This is a genomic window from Allostreptomyces psammosilenae (assembly GCF_013407765.1).
GTDB classification, from domain to species: Bacteria; Actinomycetota; Actinomycetes; order Streptomycetales; family Streptomycetaceae; genus Allostreptomyces; species Allostreptomyces psammosilenae.
Window position 1 is genome coordinate 4,766,485 of sequence record NZ_JACBZD010000001.1, and the last position, 16,459, is coordinate 4,782,943.

The 16,459-nt window shown below is 73.2% G+C and carries 13 protein-coding genes and 1 pseudogene; 8 read left to right on the forward strand and 6 right to left on the reverse strand.

Annotation, left to right across the window (positions count from 1 at the left end):
• Positions 1 to 129: 129 nt before the first annotated feature.
• The 6 genes from FHU37_RS19735 (at position 130) to FHU37_RS19760 (ending at position 6,309) form a co-directional block, all read left to right on the forward strand.
• Complete coding sequence (locus tag FHU37_RS19735) at positions 130 to 1,038, forward strand: ABC transporter ATP-binding protein (RefSeq protein ID WP_179815469.1); 909 nt, start codon at positions 130 to 132, stop codon at positions 1,036 to 1,038.
• Positions 1,035 to 1,892, forward strand: coding sequence for an ABC transporter permease (locus FHU37_RS19740; protein WP_179815470.1), 858 nt, complete (start codon positions 1,035 to 1,037; stop codon positions 1,890 to 1,892). Before FHU37_RS19735 ends, FHU37_RS19740 begins: the two co-directional genes overlap by 4 nt.
• Before the next feature lie 105 nt (positions 1,893 to 1,997).
• Positions 1,998 to 2,342: a hypothetical protein gene (locus FHU37_RS19745; protein ID WP_179815471.1), complete on the forward strand. Its 345-nt coding sequence runs from the start codon at positions 1,998 to 2,000 to the stop codon at positions 2,340 to 2,342.
• 385 nt (positions 2,343 to 2,727) lie between these two features.
• Positions 2,728 to 4,167: an MFS transporter gene (locus FHU37_RS19750; protein WP_218904086.1), complete on the forward strand. Its 1,440-nt coding sequence runs from the start codon at positions 2,728 to 2,730 to the stop codon at positions 4,165 to 4,167.
• A 427-nt stretch (positions 4,168 to 4,594) separates the two neighbouring features.
• On the forward strand, positions 4,595 to 5,680 hold the full coding sequence (locus FHU37_RS19755; protein WP_179815472.1) for an S-(hydroxymethyl)mycothiol dehydrogenase: 1,086 nt from the start codon (positions 4,595 to 4,597) through the stop codon (positions 5,678 to 5,680).
• On the forward strand, positions 5,677 to 6,309 hold the full coding sequence (locus FHU37_RS19760) for an MBL fold metallo-hydrolase (RefSeq protein ID WP_179815473.1): 633 nt from the start codon (positions 5,677 to 5,679) through the stop codon (positions 6,307 to 6,309). Before FHU37_RS19755 ends, FHU37_RS19760 begins: the two co-directional genes overlap by 4 nt.
• Before the next feature lie 65 nt (positions 6,310 to 6,374).
• Here the strand turns inward: FHU37_RS19760 and FHU37_RS19765 are convergent, their stop codons facing one another.
• The 3 genes from FHU37_RS19765 to gyrB all read right to left on the reverse strand — a co-directional run bounded on the left by FHU37_RS19765 (position 6,375) and on the right by gyrB (position 10,827).
• Positions 6,375 to 7,271 carry an RNA polymerase sigma-70 factor gene (locus FHU37_RS19765; protein WP_179815474.1) on the reverse strand — a complete coding sequence of 299 codons (897 nt, stop codon included), beginning with the start codon at positions 7,269 to 7,271 and terminating at the stop codon, positions 6,375 to 6,377.
• 201 nt (positions 7,272 to 7,472) lie between these two features.
• Positions 7,473 to 8,681 carry an NAD(P)/FAD-dependent oxidoreductase gene (locus FHU37_RS19770; RefSeq protein WP_179815475.1) on the reverse strand — a complete coding sequence of 403 codons (1,209 nt, stop codon included), beginning with the start codon at positions 8,679 to 8,681 and terminating at the stop codon, positions 7,473 to 7,475.
• A gap of 112 nt (positions 8,682 to 8,793) precedes the next feature.
• Positions 8,794 to 10,827, reverse strand: a complete 2,034-nt coding sequence (gene gyrB / locus FHU37_RS19775; protein ID WP_179815476.1) for a DNA topoisomerase (ATP-hydrolyzing) subunit B — start codon at positions 10,825 to 10,827, stop codon at positions 8,794 to 8,796.
• A 576-nt stretch (positions 10,828 to 11,403) separates the two neighbouring features.
• Between gyrB and FHU37_RS19780 the strand changes: the two genes are divergently transcribed.
• Positions 11,404 to 12,756, forward strand: a complete 1,353-nt coding sequence (locus FHU37_RS19780) for a hemolysin family protein (protein WP_179815477.1) — start codon at positions 11,404 to 11,406, stop codon at positions 12,754 to 12,756.
• Complete coding sequence (locus FHU37_RS19785; RefSeq protein ID WP_179815478.1) at positions 12,753 to 13,811, forward strand: hemolysin family protein; 1,059 nt, start codon at positions 12,753 to 12,755, stop codon at positions 13,809 to 13,811. The genes FHU37_RS19780 and FHU37_RS19785 overlap by 4 nt, the downstream gene beginning before the upstream one ends.
• A gap of 23 nt (positions 13,812 to 13,834) precedes the next feature.
• On the opposite strand, the pseudogene FHU37_RS28465 reads toward FHU37_RS19785, so the two are convergent.
• The 3 genes and pseudogenes from FHU37_RS28465 to glnA all read right to left on the reverse strand — a co-directional run.
• Positions 13,835 to 14,071, reverse strand: a pseudogene (locus FHU37_RS28465) (M56 family peptidase); the annotation flags it as partial.
• 4 nt (positions 14,072 to 14,075) lie between these two features.
• Positions 14,076 to 14,483, reverse strand: a complete 408-nt coding sequence (locus FHU37_RS19790) for a BlaI/MecI/CopY family transcriptional regulator (RefSeq protein ID WP_376774041.1) — start codon at positions 14,481 to 14,483, stop codon at positions 14,076 to 14,078.
• A 358-nt stretch (positions 14,484 to 14,841) separates the two neighbouring features.
• Positions 14,842 to 16,257, reverse strand: coding sequence for a type I glutamate--ammonia ligase (gene glnA / locus FHU37_RS19795; protein WP_179815479.1), 1,416 nt, complete (start codon positions 16,255 to 16,257; stop codon positions 14,842 to 14,844).
• Positions 16,258 to 16,459: the final 202 nt, after the last annotated feature.

Below are 16,459 nucleotides of genomic sequence, written 5' to 3' on the forward strand. Positions count from 1 at the left end.
GTGATCGTAGGCGGCCCCGACCCGGCCGGTCATCGGTCCCCGGTTGTACGACCGGGGCCGACACCGCTCCCGGCGATTGTCAGCGCCGGTCCGACGACGCGCGGGCCGCCCGCCGGCACCGTGGTCGCCATGATCGAAGTCCACGAGCTCACCAAGCGGTACGGCGGCACGACGGCCGTGCGGGACCTGACCTTCACCGTGCGCCCCGGCCAGGTGACCGGGTTCCTCGGGCCGAACGGTGCCGGCAAGAGCACCACGCTGCGCATGATCCTCGGCCTGCACGAGCCCACCGGCGGCACCGTCACCATCGACGGCCGCCCCTTCCGCGCCCGCTCCCGGGCCCTGCGCCACGTCGGCTCCCTGCTCGACGCGCACGACGTGCACGGCGGGCGCAGCGCGGCGGCCCACCTGGCGGCCCTGGCCCGCGGCAACCGGATACCCCGGCGCCGGGTGGAGGAGGTGCTGCAGCAGGTCGGCCTCGCCGAGGTCGCCCGGCGCCGGATCGGCGCCTTCTCGCTCGGGATGAAGCAGCGGCTCGGCATCGCCTGCGCGCTGCTCGGCGACCCGCCGGTGCTGCTCTTCGACGAACCGCTCAACGGCCTGGACCCGGAGGGGGTGAAGTGGGTGCGGGAGCTGCTGCGGCGGCTGGCCGCCGAGGGGCGCACCGTGTTCGTCTCCAGCCATCTGATGTCGGAGATGGAGCACACCGCCGACCAGCTGATCGTCATCGGCCGCGGCGAGCTGATCGCGGCGGAGAGCCTGGCGGAGTTCTCGGCCCGCGGGACCCGGCGCTCCGTCACGGTGGACACGCCCGCCCCGTCCACCCTGAGGGACCTGCTGACAGCCGAGGGCGCGGCCGTGTCCGTGGAGGGCGAGCGGCTGACCGTGACCGGCCTGACCGCCGCCCGGATCGGGGAGGTCGCCCACCGCGGCGGTGTCCCGCTGCACCAGCTCAGCACCCGCTCCGCCTCGCTGGAGGAGGCCTTCATGGAGCTCACCGCCGACCGCGTCCAGTACCTCGCCGGAGAACCCCGATGACCGCCACCTCCACCCCCGCCACCCGCGCCCCCGCCACCCGCGCCCCCGAGCCCCGCGCCCGCTTCCGGGACCTGGTCGCCGCCGAGTGGATCAAGCTCCGGTCGCTGCGCTCCACCTGGATCGGCTACGGCGTGACCGCCCTGGCCGTCGTCGGCTTCAACGCCGGAACCGCCTATGACACCTACGACCACTGGGCGGAGCGGAGCGCGGCGGACGGCGCCGAGTTCGTCGCCGCCGGGATTCCGCTCCAGGAGGCCTTCACCGTCAACGCCGCCATGATCATGGCGCTCGCCCTGGCCGCCATCGGCGGCCAGGTGATCGTCGGCGAGTACGGCACCGGCACCATCCGGACGACCCTCGCGGCCGTCCCGGCCCGCCGCTCCGTGATGGCGGCCAAGGCGGTGGTCGTCACCCTGGCCACCACCGTCTTCGGTACCGTCGTCGCCGGGGTGTCGTTCGCCGCGACCCAGGCGATCCTCGACCTCCGGGGGGTGGGCGCCTCCATCGGCGACCCGGGGGCGCTGCGCGTCGTGCTGGCCTCCGCCCTGCTCGCGCCGGTGTGCGCGCTCGCCGGCCTCGCCCTCGGCGCCGTCATCCGCCAGGTCGCCGCGACGGTGATCACCTCGGTCGCGGTCGTCGTCGTGCTCCCGCTGGTCCTCACCGACGGCCGCCACTGGTCGGCGGTGGTCGGCCACGCCCTGCCCGTCCAGGCCTGGCGCCGGCTCGTCGAGGTCGGCACCACCCCCGCCACGCCCTACCCGTGGACCACCGGCGGCGCCTGGACCGTCTACCTCGCCTGGGCGCTCCTCGCCTGCGCCCTGGCCGTCACCACCGTCCACCGCCGAGACCAGTGACCCCGGCCGCCCACCTCGTCACCCTGACCCTCGAACTGCACTCCAAGGTGCCGCCGCAGTACTTCGTGGTCACGGCTTTTCCCTCTGGCTCTGGAGGTTGATCCCATGAGTGTTCCCGACCACCTGCGTGCTCACGCGGCCAGGCAGCCCGCTTCGCCACTGGAGCAGGTGCGTTCGTTCCTCCGGGGGCACGTGGCGGACACCGGAGACCTCGGGGAACTGCGCAGCGACCTGGCGCGGCTGGCGGCGGTCAACACCCGCGGGATCCTCCAGGACCTCCAGGCCCTGGAGGACCTCCTCGCCGCGCCGCCGGCTGACGGCACTCTGGCACGGCTGGTGGCCTGGGACGCCAACTGGGTGCTCGACGACGAGACGTCCGACCAGGCGGCGGCGCGGTGGCTCGGCGAGGTGGCGGACCTCCTCCGTGAGGTTCTGGCAGAGGCGCAGTAACGACGGGGCACCATGCTCGGCGGTCCGGCCCGGCAGGCCATGGCCAGTCGCGTCCGGGGCGCCGTCGCCCGTGCTCCCAGGCAGCCATGGTCCCGGGCGACCTCCGTTCTCAGGGGTGTCTGGGAGCGGGGGTGTGCGGGCTTCGGGGACGTGCAGGGGGGGGCGGCGGTGTGGGTGGAGATGTGCTCGGGGGTGGTGCCGGGGGCGGTCTCGACCAGCAGCAGGCCGTCTCCCGGCATCCGGAAGGGCCCCCGGCGACGGGGATCCGCCCGGCGAACCATGATGAGGGCTGGCCGCCGACGCCTCCCACCGGACCGGCGACCCGATCGGGCCACGCGGGGAGGCGCGTGGCGCCACCACGCAGTCGACAACGGAGTGCTGCCATGTGTTCGCTCGCTTTCCCGACGCCCGCCGGGCCGGCCCGATGACCGCCCACCTGCGCGCCGCCCTCGACGCCGGGCCGATGAACCGCTTCCAGTGGGGGGCGGTCGCCGTCTGCGTCGTGCTCAACATGCTCGACGGCTTCGACGTCCTGGTGATGTCCTTCACCGGCCGGTCCGTCTCGCAGGAGTGGGGCCTGCGGCCCACCGAACTCGGCCTGCTGCTCAGCGCCGGCCTGGTCGGCATGGCCGCCGGGGCGCTGTTCGTCGCCCCGTGGGCGGACCGGATCGGCCGCCGGCCGATGATCCTCGGTGCCCTGGTGGTCTCCGGCACCGGCATGCTGCTGTCCGCGCTCAGCCAGTCCGCCGTGCAGCTCGGGGCGCTGCGGGCGCTGACCGGCGTCGGCATCGGCACGATCATCGCCGGCAGCAACGTGATCGCGGGGGAGTACGCCTCCCGGCGCTGGCGCGGACTGGCCGTCACCCTCAACTCCGCCGGATACGCGATCGGGGCGACGCTCGGCGGACTGATCGCCGTCGGCCTGCTCGACACCCACGGATGGCGCTCGGTGTTCCTGCTCGGCGGGATCGCCACCCTCGCCGCCGTGCCCCTGGTCGCCGTCGGCCTGCCGGAGTCGCTGGACTTCCTCGTCGCCCGCCGGCCGCCCCGCGCCCTGGAGTCGATCAACACGCTGGCGCGGCGCCTGGGGCAGCCACCGCTCGAGCGGCTGCCGGAGGCCCCCACCCCCACCGCGGGCGTCGCCGCCGGCTTCCGGGAACTGCTCTCCCCGCGCCTGCGCCGGCCCACCCTCACCCTGTGGGCCGCGTTCTTCCTCACCATGGCCGGCTTCTACTTCGTGACCAGCTGGACGCCGACGCTGCTGGTCGAGGCGGGCCTGTCCGGCTCCCAGGGCCTGACCGGCGGGACGCTGCTCAACCTCGGCGGCATCTTCGGCGCCACCGCCATCGGGGCGCTCGCCGCCCGCTACGCGCTGCGGTCCGTCCTCATGGCCTACCTCGCCGTCACCGCCGTCGGCCTCGCCGCCTTCGTCGCCGCCACCTCCTCGCTCGCCGCGGCCTTCGTCCTCGGGGCGGTCATCGGGGTCACCGCCAACGGCTGCGTGGCCGGCCTGTACGCCCTCACCGCCGTCGTCTACGAGCCCCGCATCCGCGCCACCGGGGTCGGCACCGCCATCGGCATCGGCCGGATCGGCGCCATCCTCGCGCCGACCGTCGCGGGCGGCCTGCTCGACGGGGGATGGACCCCGCAGCAGCTCTACCTGGCCGTCGGCGTGGTCTACGTCGCCACCGCGGCACTCCTGCCGGCCCTGCGCACCGGTCGGCCCGCCGCCCACCCCGGCGCGGCGACCACCGACGGCGCCCGCGAGGCCCCCAAGGCCGGCGAAACCCTCACAGCCCCCACGGCGAGGCCCGAGTCACCGTGAGCCCCCTCCCCGCGGCCGCCCGCATTCGACGGGGCACGGCGCTTCGAGACGGCCGGCGCAGGTCTTCTTCGGGCACCACCTCCGGCGACATCATGGTGGTGGGGACGCCGGTCCCCGAGGACGGCGAGGTCCTGCCGCTCCTGGACTCCGCCGACCGCGCCCGGCGGCACCGGGGCGCGGACGCCGGCACCTTCGACATCGGCCGTCGGGCCGGCGGCCCTATCGCCTTCGGCACGGGCGTGCACGGTTGCGTGGGCCGGCCTCCCGGCGCCGCCGTCCCCGCCTGGCCACTCCCGCACCCGACCACCTCCGCACCTGACCACTCCCGCACCCGGTCATCCCGGCGCCCGGCAATCCCGGTGCCCGGTCATCCCGGCACCCGGTCATCCCGCACCCGGTCACCACCGCTTCAGAAGGGAACCCGCACATGCCCCAGCACGTCCTCGGCGTCGTCGCACGCGCCGAGCACCAGCCCGTGAGCCTGGAGACGATCACCGTGCCGGACCCCGGCCCCGGCGAGGCCGTGGTGCGGATACAGGCCTGCGGGGTGTGCCACACCGACCTCCACTACCGCGAGGGCGGCATCAGCGACGACTTCCCCTTCCTGCTCGGCCACGAGGCCGCGGGCGTCGTCGAGTCCGTCGGCGACGCGGTCACCGAGGTCGCCCCCGGCGACTTCGTCGTCCTCAACTGGCGCGCCGTCTGCGGACGCTGCCGCGCCTGCCGGCGCGGACGCCCCCAGTACTGCTTCGACACCCACAACGCCGGGCAGCGGATGACGCTCGCCGACGGCACGGAACTCACCCCGGCCCTCGGCATCGGCGCGTTCGCCGAGAAGACCCTGGTCGCCGCCGGCCAGTGCACCCCGGTCGACCCGGCCGCCCGCCCCGCCGCCGTCGGGCTCCTCGGCTGCGGCGTCATGGCCGGCCTCGGCGCGGCGCTCAACACCGGAGGCGTCGGCCGCGGCGACTCCGTCGCCGTCATCGGCTGCGGCGGCGTGGGCAGCGCCGCGGTCGCCGGGGCACGCCTCGCCGGCGCGGCCCGGATCATCGCCGTCGACATCGACGAACGCAAACTCGCCGGCGCGCACCGACTCGGCGCCACCCACACGGTCAACGCCCGGGCCGAGGACCCGGTCCAGGCGATCCGCGACTTCACCGGGGGCTTCGGTGCCGACGTCGTCATCGAGGCGGTCGGCAGCCCCGAGACCTACCGCCAGGCGTTCTACGCCCGCGACCTGGCCGGCACCGTCGTCCTGGTCGGGGTACCGACCCCGCGGATGGAGATCACCCTGCCGCTGCTGGACGTCTTCGGCCGCGGCGGAGCCCTGAAGTCCTCCTGGTACGGCGACTGCCTGCCCTCCCGGGACTTCCCCGTGCTCACCGACCTGTACCGGCAGGGCCGCCTCGACCTCGACGCCTTCGTCTCCGAGACCGTCGCCCTCGGCGACGTGGAGGAGGCGTTCGACCGGATGCGCCGGGGTGACGTGCTGCGCTCGGTGGTGACCCTGTGACCGCCGCCGGGATCGAGCGGGTGGTCACCGCCGGGACCTTCAGCCTGGACGGCGGCACCTGGGAGGTCGAGAACAACGTGTGGATCCTCGGGGACGACACCGAGGCCGTCGTCGTCGACCCCGCCCACGACGCCGACGCGGTCGTCACCGCCCTCGGCCGGCGCCGGCTGACCGCCATCGTCTGCACCCACGCCCACGACGACCACGTGGGCGCCGCCCCCGCCCTCGCCGACCGGACCGGAGCGCCCGTCCTGCTCCACCCCGACGACCTCGACCTGTGGCGGCTCACCCACCCCGACCGCGCCCCGGACCGGTTCCTCACCGACGGCCAGACCCTCACCGTCGCGGGGACCCCGCTCACCGTGCTGCACACCCCGGGGCACACCCCGGGCGCGGTGAGCCTCCACCTGCCCGACCTCGGCGCCGTCCTCACCGGCGACACCCTCTTCGCCGGCGGCCCCGGCGCCACCGGGCGCTCCTACAGCGACTTCCCCACCATCATCCGCTCCATCCGGGACCGGCTGCTGACCCTGCCGCCGCGGACCGCCGTCCACACCGGCCACGGCGACTCCACCACCATCGGGGCGGAGGCCCCCCACCTGGCCGAGTGGATCGCCCGCGGCCACTGACGCCCCGCGGCGGCGGGCGGCCGGTGCGCGGAGCCGGTCCGCGGCCGGTCCGCCGCCCCGGTGGCTCAGCGCAGGGTGAGCGGGATCTCGGACTGCACGTGGGTCAGCTTCTCCGGGTTGCGGACGTAGTAGAGGCCGGTGATGCGGCCGTCCTCGACCCGGACCGCCATGATGCCGTCGAGCTCGCCGTCCAGGCGGACGAGGAGCGCCGGGCTGCCGTTGACCACGGTGGGCTCGGTGGTGAGCACGGCGTCGAGCCTGCCGATGCCGCCGCCGAACATGCGCACCACCTTGTCGGCCCCGGTGACCGGCCGCAGCGCGGCGTGCTTGACCCCGCCGCCGTCGCTCATCAGGACCACCTCGGGGGCGAGCACGTCCAGCAGGCCCTGGAGGTCCCCGGTCTCCAGCGCGCGCTGGAACGACGCCAGGGCCGCCCGGGTCCTGCTCGGGGAGGCCGTCTGGCGGGGGCGGCGGGCGTCGACGTGCCGGCGGGCGCGGTGCGCGATCTGGCGGACGGCCGCGGGGCTCTTGCCGACGGCCTCGGCGATCTCGTCGTATCCGACGTCGAAGACCTCGTGCAGCACGAAGACGGCGCGCTCGGTCGGCGCCAGCGTCTCCAGGACGAGCATCAGCGCCATTGACACGCTCTCGGCCAGCTCGACGTCCTGGGCCACGTCCGGCGCGGTGAGCAGCGGCTCCGGCAGCCAGGGCCCGACGTACGCCTCCTTGCGGCGCGTCATCGCCCGCAGCCGGTTGAGCGCCTGCCGGGTCGTGATCCGCACCAGGTAGGCGCGCTGGTCCTGCACCTGCTCCAGATCGACCTCGACCCACCGCAGCCAGGTCTCCTGGAGGACGTCCTCGGCGTCGGCCGCCGATCCGAGCATCTCGTAGGCGACGGTGAAGAGCAGGTTGCGGTGGGCGACGAACGTCTCCGTCGCCGGGTCACTGGTCCGGTCGCTCATGTCTCGACCCCTCTCTCTCGCGGCCTCGGCGACCGGCGGATCGCCGAGGGCCTCCACGCGCGCCCCTCCGGCACGGTTCCCCGAGCACCGGCGGCCGCGCGATCCGACCAGCTGTGCGGCGGCGCCCCCGGTGAGGGCGTCGCCGCACGAGCCGCGCTCCGGATCCGCCGCGGTCCGACCGGACCGACCAGGTCCGCCCGGCTACGCCGCGGCACGTTCCGCGGTGGCCGGCGCTTCGCCGCGCCCGGCCCGCAGCAGTTCCTGGCGCTTGCCGCCTCCCGAGACGCGGTGCAGGCGGTACGTGCCGGGCTTGTGCGCCTCCTCGGCCAGGTGCTTGACGATGCCCTGGCACACGAACTCCTTGAGCTTCGCACCGGGGCGGCCGTCGATGTGGAACCACAGCGCGACGTCGTGCCGGTGGGCGAACTGGAAGATGCCGGCGCGCCGCCCCAGGCTGATGCACTGGCCCGCGAACACCTGGTTGAGGGGCGAGGGCCGTTCGCCGTCGATCCGGCTGAGCACCGTGTCGGCGGCCCGCGCGCCCAGCGGCATCGCGGCCTGGCAGCTCATCCGCAGCGGCAGGTCGGACGGGGCGGCCGAGTCGCCGGCCGCGACGATGCGCGGGTCGTCCACGCTGGTCAGCGTCTCGTCGGTGAGCAGGCGGCCGACGGCGTCGGTGGTCAGGCCGCTGCGCGCGGCCAGGTCCGGCACGCCGAAGCCGGCGGTCCAGACGGTCACCGCGCTCGGCAGCTCGCGGCCGTCGGCGAGCCGCACGGCGTCGCGGGTCATCGCCGTCACCTTCGTTCCGGAGCCGTCGACGACGGTCACGCCGAGCTGCGCCAGCCGCCGCGCGACCGAGCGCCGGCCCCGGGTGTGCAGGTACGGTCCGAGGACGCCGCCGCAGACCAGGGTCACGGCGCGGCCCGCCTCCGCCAGTTCGGCGGCGGTCTCGATGCCGGTCGGGCCGGCTCCGACGACCGTCACCGGGGCCGTCGCGGGCACGTCGTCGAGGCCCGACCGCAGCCGCTCGGCCTCCTCCAGGGTGGCGATCGGGTAGGCGAACTCGGCCGCTCCGGGCACCCGCGGGTCGGCGCTGCCGCTGCCCACCGCGTAGACCAGGTAGTCGTAGCCCACCGTTCCGCCCGACGCCAGCTCCAGGCCGCGCCCGGCCGCGTCGATCCGGGTCACCGTGTCGACCACCAGCCGGACGCCCCCGGCCAGGACCTCCCGGTACTCGACGACGGCGTCGTCCGATCCGCCCACCAGCTGGTGCAGGCGGACGCGGTGGACGAAGTCCGGGCGCGGGTTGACCAGCGTCACGGTCACGCCGTCGCGAGCGGTCAGGCGGTTGGCGGCCATCACGCCGGCGTACCCGCCGCCGACCACGACCACCTCGGTGTTCTGGCTCATGGTGCCTCCCTCGTCTCGGGGTTCGCCCTGAAGACACCACGCGCCCGACCGCTGTGACAGGATGTGACGCGGATCACTTATCCGGCGCCGCCCCGCCACGGCCGCCCCGGGGTCAGATGTCGAGGAAGCGGACGTCCTTGGCGTTGCGCTGGATGAAGTGGCGGCGGGCCTCGACGTCCTCGCCCATCAGGACGGAGAAGAGGTCGTCGGCGACGGCCGCGTCGTCGAGGGTGACCCGGCCCAGCACCCGGTGGTCGGGGTCCATGGTGGTGACGCGCAGCTCCTCGGCGTTCATCTCGCCCAGGCCCTTGAAGCGCTGGATGGAGTCGTCCCGGACCCGGCGGCCGTCCCGCCGGCCCCGTTCCAGGAGCACGTCGCGTTCGCGGTCCGAGTAGGCGTACTCGACGTGCTCCCGGCTCCACTTGATCTTGTACAGCGGGGGGCGGGAGAGGTAGACATGGCCCTCCTCGACGAGCGGGCGCATGAAGCGGAACAGGAAGGTCAGCAGCAGGGTGTTGATGTGCTGGCCGTCGACGTCGGCGTCCGCCATCAGGATGATCTTGTGGTAGCGGAGCCTGGCGATGTCGAAGTCCTCGTGCACGCCCGTGCCGAACGCGGAGATGATCGCCTGGATCTCCTGGTTGTGCAGGATCCTGTCGATCCGCGCCTTCTCGACGTTGAGGATCTTGCCGCGGATCGGGAGGATCGCCTGGTAGCGCGGGTTGCGCCCGGATTTGGCCGAGCCGCCGGCGGAGTCCCCCTCGACGATGAAGATCTCCGACACCGCCGGGTCGTTCGACTGGCAGTCGGACAGCTTGCCCGGCAGCGCCGCCGTCTCCAGCAGGCTCTTGCGGCGGGTCAGCTCGCGCGCCCGGCGGGCCGCGACCCGGGCGGTGGCCGCCTGGATGGCCTTGCGCACGATGTCCGCGGCCTCGTTCGGGTTGCGGTCGAACCAGTCGGTCAGGTGCTCGTGGACGATCTTCTGCACGAAGGCGCGCGCCTCGGTGTTGCCGAGTTTGGTCTTGGTCTGCCCCTCGAACTGCGGCTCGCCGAGCTTGACCGAGATGATCGCGGTCAGGCCCTCGCGGACGTCCTCGCCGGAGAGGTTCGCGTCCTTCTCCCGCAGCAGCTTCCTCTCCCGCGCGTAGCGGTTGACCACGGTGGTCAGCGCCGTGCGGAAGCCCTCCTCGTGGGTGCCGCCCTCATGGGTGTGGATCGCGTTGGCGTAGGAGTACACGCTGTCGGTGTACTGGCCGTTCCACTGCAGGGCGACCTCGGCCGACAGCAGCCGTTCCGGGTCCTCGGCGGCGATGGTGATGACCGAGGGGTGCACCGGCTCGCCCTTGCGGGCGTTGAGGTGGGCGACGAAGTCGGTGATGCCGCCGTCGTAGCGGTAGGAGACGCTCTTCGCCGCCGGGGCGGAGGCGGGTGCGTCGGCCGCGGCCGTCGCGCGCGCGGAGGGCCGTTCGTCGGTGAGGGTCAGGGTGAGCCCGCGGTTGAGGAAGGCCATCTCCTGGAAGCGCCTGGCCAGCGTCTCGAAGGAGTACTCGGTGGTCTCGAAGATGTCGCCGTCCGCCCAGAACGTCAGCGAGGTGCCGGTCCGTGAGGTGGCCTCGTGGCGGGCCAGCGGGGCGGTGGGGGCGCCGCCCCGGTAGTCCTGCGTCCAGCGGTGGCCGTCGGTCCAGATCTCCGCCGACAGCCGGGTCGACAGGGCGTTGACCACCGACAGGCCCACCCCGTGCAGGCCGCCGGAGACCGCGTACCCGCCGCCCCCGAACTTCCCGCCCGCGTGCAGCACGGTCAGCACCACCTCGACGGCCGGCCGCTTCTCCACCGGGTGCGTCCCCACCGGAATGCCGCGGCCGTTGTCGACCACCCGCACGCCACCGTCGGCCAGGATCGTCACGTCGATCCGGTCGGCCACCCCCGCGAGCGCCTCGTCCACGGAGTTGTCCACGAGCTCCTGCACCAGGTGGTGCAGTCCTCGCTCTCCCGTGGTGCCGATGTACATCCCGGGCCGCTTGCGCACGGCGTCCAGCCCGTCCAGCACCGTGATCGCGCTGGCGTCGTACGACGCCGCCTCCACCTGGCCGGGCTGCTGGGATTCGGGGGAACCGGTGGCGACGCGAGTGTCGAAAGTGGTCACAGATGCTCTCTTTCGGGCACGCCGGACACCGCTCGGGCACCACGGTGCGAGAGCGGCCGGACAGCTGGCGGAGACAGGACGGGCAGCCCGAACGGGCCCGGAGGCTCGCGAGGCCTCGGACCGCTGACTGCCGGAACGCCGTTCAGAATACCGGAGGCGCCCCTGGTCGTAGGGGTGAGAACACCCCTATGTGGCTGTGTGCGCCCCTAACTCCGCCAGACCCAATCCCCCCTACCTGAACTCCCCGAAAATGCGACAGAGGGCCGCTCTGGAGCTTTCTCGGCACCTCCCCGCGCAGGGCTTCAGCCACTTTTTCCAGGTGGCCCTCTGCGGCCGCCTCCCGCCCCCTGGAGGAGGGGTGAAAGGCGTTCACGGCCGTTCTTGACCAACCCTTTACTGTTGGTGGGGTGTGTCCCCCTTGGCCGGCGGTGCCCCGTCGGTCTGACTGTGAGGAGTGACCCTTCCGACGATGCGTGACGATCTACCCCGAAGTACCGGCGCCCCGGGCGCCCGGCGCCGTGGCGGCGTGATGACGTGGGATCCGCGCCGTGCGGCGCGCGCGGCGGGGGCGGGCCGGTGACCGAGGTCCTGTTGTTGCTGCTGGCCATCGCGCTGATGGTCCTGTGCGGTGTCTTCGTGGCGGCCGAGTTCTCGCTGACCACGGTGGAACGGGCGGAGCTGGAGCGCGCCGCCGCGGCCGGCGAGCGCGGAGCCGCGGGGGCGCTGGCGGCGGTACGCCGGCTGACCTTCCAGCTCTCCGGCGCCCAGCTGGGCATCACCCTGACGTCGCTGATCATCGGGATGCTCGCCGAACCGTCCATCGCCAGCCTGCTGAACGGCCCGCTGGAGGCGGCCGGCCTGCCGTCGGCCACGGCGTCCGCCGTCGCGGTGCTGCTGGGCGTGGTGCTCTCCACCGTGGCGCTGATGGTGATCGGCGAGCTGGTGCCGAAGAACTGGGCGATCTCCCGTCCCCTGGCGGTGGCCAAGGCGGTGGCCGGACCGCAGCGGGCCTTCTCCGCCGTCGCCGGCCCGCTGATCGGCGGGCTCAACACGACCGCCAACTGGTTCGTGCGGCGGATCGGTCTGGAGCCGACCGAGGAGCTGAACTCCGTGCGCACCCCGCAGGAACTGGGTGCGCTGGCGCGGCACTCGGCCAAGGCCGGCACCCTGGAGCCGGGCACCGCCGAGCTGTTCGTGCGCACCCTGCGGCTCAGCGAGCGGACCGCGAGCAGCGTCATGGTGCCGCGGATACGGGTGCACACCCTCCGCGAGGGCGACACCGCCGCGGAGCTCGTCGCGCTGGCCGCGCGCACCGGGCACTCGCGGTTCCCCGTGCACCCCGGGGACCTCGACGACGTCAGCGGCGTCGTCCACCTGAAGGACGCCCTCGCCCTCCCCGAGGAGGAGCGGGACGTCCGCACCGTCGGCAGCCTGGCCAGCGAGCCGGTCCGGGTCCCGGAGACGGTGCCGCTGGACGAGCTGCTGGAGCAGCTGCGCTGGCGGCAGACCATCGCGGTGGTGGTCGACGAGTACGGCGGCACCGCGGGCGTGGTGACCCTGGAGGACGTCATCGAGGAGATCGTCGGCGAGGTGCGCGACGAACACGACACCGACGAGCAGCCCGGCGTGGTGGCCCTGCCGGACCCGGACGGGACCGGGCCGCGCTGGCAGGTGACCGGCGTCCACCAGGCGGACGACCTGTACGAGGCGATCGGCCTGCGGCTGCCCGAGGGCCCCTACGAGACCGTCGCCGGATACCTGGCCGACCGGCTCGAACGCATCCCGGTCGTCGGAGACACCGTCGACCTCGCGGGCTGGACCCTGACCGTGCGGTCGGTGGACCACCACCACGCCGCGAGCGTCCTGGTCGTCCGCACCGGCGACCAGGACGCCACCGCCGCGCCGGAGGACGAGGGAGCGGACCGTTGATCGCCTTCCAGCTGCTCCTCGGCGCGCTCACCCTGGTGACCAACGCCTTCTTCGTCGGCGCCGAGTTCGCCCTGATCTCCGTGCGCCGCAGCCAGATCGAACCACGCGCCCAGGCCGGCGACCGCCGGGCCCAGCGGGTCGTCCACGCGCTGGAGAACGTCTCCGCGATGATGGCCACCGCGCAGCTGGGCATCACCGTCTCCTCGCTGGTGCTGGGCGCGGTGGCCGAGCCGGCCATCGCCCACCTGCTGGAACCCGGCTTCGAGGCGGCCGGCATCCCCCACGCCCTGGTGCACCCCATCGCCTTCGTGATCGCCCTCGCCCTCGCCACCTACCTGCACATGCTCATCGGCGAGATGATCCCGAAGAACATCGCGCTGGCCGCGCCGGAACGCACCGCCCTCCTGCTCGGCCCGGCCCTGGTCACCCTCACCCGCCTGCTGCGCCCGCTGATCCACACCATCAACACCTTCGCCAACCTCCTGCTGCGCCTGATCGGCGTGCAGGCCAAGGACGAGGTGGCCTCGGTGTTCACGGCGGAGGAGATGACCCGCATGGTCGAGGAGACCCGCACCGCCGGGCTGCTCGACCCCCACGAGCAGGAGCGGCTCGCCGACGCCCTGGAACTCGGCAGCCGTCCGGTCACGGACGTCCTGCTGACCACCCAGCACACGGTCACCGTCACGCCCGAGGTCACGCCGCGCCAGCTCCAGCGGCTGACCGGCTCCACCGGCTTCTCCCGGTTCCCCGTGGTGACCGGGGACGGCCGCATCCAGGGCTACCTGCACGTCAAGGACGCCCTGACCGCGCCGGAGCAGGACGCCCCGGTCCCGCGCGCGGCCTGGCGTCCGATCCTGTCGATCCCCGCGGACGCCACCCTGGACGACGCCATGGAGACCATGCGCCGCGACGCCGCCCACATCGCCGCCGTGGTCGGCCCCGGCGGGCGCACCGCGGGACTGGTGACCATGGAGGACGTCCTGGAGGAACTCGTCGGCGAGATCAACGACCCCTCCCACCGCCGCGCCCTCCAGGCGACCCGGCGACAGGGGTGAACCGGTCGGTGTGCTGACCGCCTCGGACGGTGGGCACGAGATGAGGGGCCCGACCCGTCGGGCAGTGGGTTCCCGGGCAACTGCGCCGTCCCCACCACGACGAGCAGCCCCAGGCACAGTGTGCTGCACGCCGCCAGCACACACGCCAGGGCGGACAGCAGGCGGGTCGCGCCCCTCGGGTGCAGGTGCTGCGTGGCCAGTCGGGCGACCGGCCACGCGGTCAGCGGCAGCACCAGCGGCAGGAAGACGAACAGGCCCATGCCGTCACTGGTCCCCGTCGCCGTCCGCCTGGGCCAGCAGGTCGCGCAGGAGCCGCTCGTCGTCGGCTGACAGGGCGGTGACGAAGCTGGCGAGAACCGCCTGGCGATCCGCTTCGGCGTCCAGCACGCGGCGCATCCGCAGGGCGGCGAGCCCGGCCTCGTCGGCGATCGGCGTCCACGCGAACGACCGCCCCGCGCGTTCCCGGGCCACCGCCCCCTTCAGGTGCAGGCGGGTCAGGATCGTCACGACCGTGGTGTACGCGAGCTCTCCCCCCACCCGTTCCCTCACCCAGGCCGCGCTCACCGGCCCCGGCGCCTGCCGCAGGGCACCGAGCACCTGGGCCTCCAACTCCCCCTGGCCACGCCTCCGCGCCGAGCCGCGATCCCCCGGGTTCCGCCCACCCTCTCCCACCACCCACTCGCTCGCCCGCCACACCGACCGACTCCGGAGGATAGCCAGCCCCCGGTGGCGTGCCGGGTCCGGACGCCCCCTTCGGCGGGTCGCCTGCGAACCGGCGCGCCGACAGGTTCCGCGACCCGGGCGGCGGGTCGTGACCACAGGGAGCGAAGCGGTCCTTCTCGGCCAGCTCGACGTAGCTGGGTGCTCGCCGTGGAGACTGCCGGCGGGAGCCGGTGGGGGAGGGGGCCGCTCGCTCGGGTCGTGCTGGAAATGGCTGAGCCCTGCCACGTCCTTGCGGATGGTGGCAGGGCTCAGCAGTCCCCGGTGACCGGCCCGGGAGCTTCGCGCCCCGGACCGGCTCAGGCGAGTCCTAGATGTCGAAGTACATCTCGAACTCGTGCGGGTGCGGGCGCAGACGGATCGGGTCGACCTCGTTGGTGCGCTTGTAGTCGATCCAGGTCTCGATGAGGTCCTGGGTGAAGACGCCGCCCTCGAGCAGGTAGTCGTGGTCGCCCTCCAGGGCGGTCAGGACCGCGTCGAGGGAGCCCGGGACCTGCGGGACCGCGGAGTGCTCCTCCGGGGGCAGCTCGTAGAGGTCCTTGTCGATCGGCTGGGCCGGCTCGATCTTGTTCTTGATGCCGTCCAGGCCGGCCATCAGCATGGCGGAGAAGGCCAGGTACGGGTTGGAGGACGGGTCCGGCACGCGGAACTCGATGCGCTTGGCCTTCGGGTTGGCGCCGGTGATCGGGATGCGGATGCACGCGGAGCGGTTGCGCTGCGAGTACACCAGGTTCACCGGGGCCTCGAAGCCCGGGACCAGACGGTGGTAGGAGTTCACCGTCGGGTTGGTGAAGGCCAGCAGCGACGGGGCGTGCTTGAGCAGACCGCCGATGTAGTAGCGGGCGGTGTCGGACAGGCCCGCGTAGCCGACCTCGTCGTAGAAGAGCGGCGAGCCGTCCTTCCACAGCGACTGGTGGCAGTGCATGCCGGAGCCGTTGTCACCGAAGATCGGCTTCGGCATGAAGGTGGCGGTCTTGCCGTTGCGCCAGGCGACGTTCTTCACGATGTACTTGAAGAGCATCAGGTCGTCGGCGGCGGCGAGCAGGGTGTTGAACTTGTAGTTGATCTCCGCCTGGCCGGCGGTGCCCACCTCGTGGTGCTGGCGCTCGACCTGGAGGCCGGCCTTGGCCAGCTCCAGGGAGATCTCCGCGCGGAGGTCGGCGAAGTGGTCCACCGGCGGGGCGGGGAAGTAGCCGCCCTTGTAGCGGACCTTGTAGCCGCGGTTGCCACCCTCCTCGATCCGGCCGGTGTTCCAGGCGCCGGCCTCGGAGTCGATGTGGTAGTAGCTCTCGTTGGAGCTGGTGGAGAACCGCACGTCGTCGAAGACGTAGAACTCGGCCTCGGGACCGAAGAAGGCGGTGTCGGCCACGCCGGTGCCGGCCAGGTAGCGCTCGGCCTTCTTGGCGACGTTGCGCGGGTCCCGGCTGTACTCCTCATCCGTGAGCGGGTCGTGGATGAAGAAGTTGATGTTGAGCGTCTTGTCCCGGCGGAACGGGTCCAGGCGGGCCGTGCCGAGGTCCGGGCGCAGGGCCATGTCGGACTCGTGGATGGCCTGGAAGCCGCGGATGGACGAGCCGTCGAACGCCAGCGTCTCGGACGGGTCGAAAACCTCCACCGGGATGGTGAAGTGCTGCATGATGCCCGGCAGGTCGCAGAACCGGACGTCGATGAACTTGACGTCATTGTCCGCGATGTACCGCGACACCTCGTCGGCGTTCTGGAACATCCACATCCTCCTCGGCCCGTCCTGCGGCACGGGCGTGGTGTACGAATCGATGACCTTCCCGCGGGTCGTCGATGCGCTCGACCATAGACAGGGGCGGTTTCCCGGCCATGACTGGTTTGTTTCACCAGTGTTAACGGGGGTGTCGGCATCGTGTCGCTCGACACACCGCCGTCATCCGCCGTCATCCGCTGTGGTCATCCTG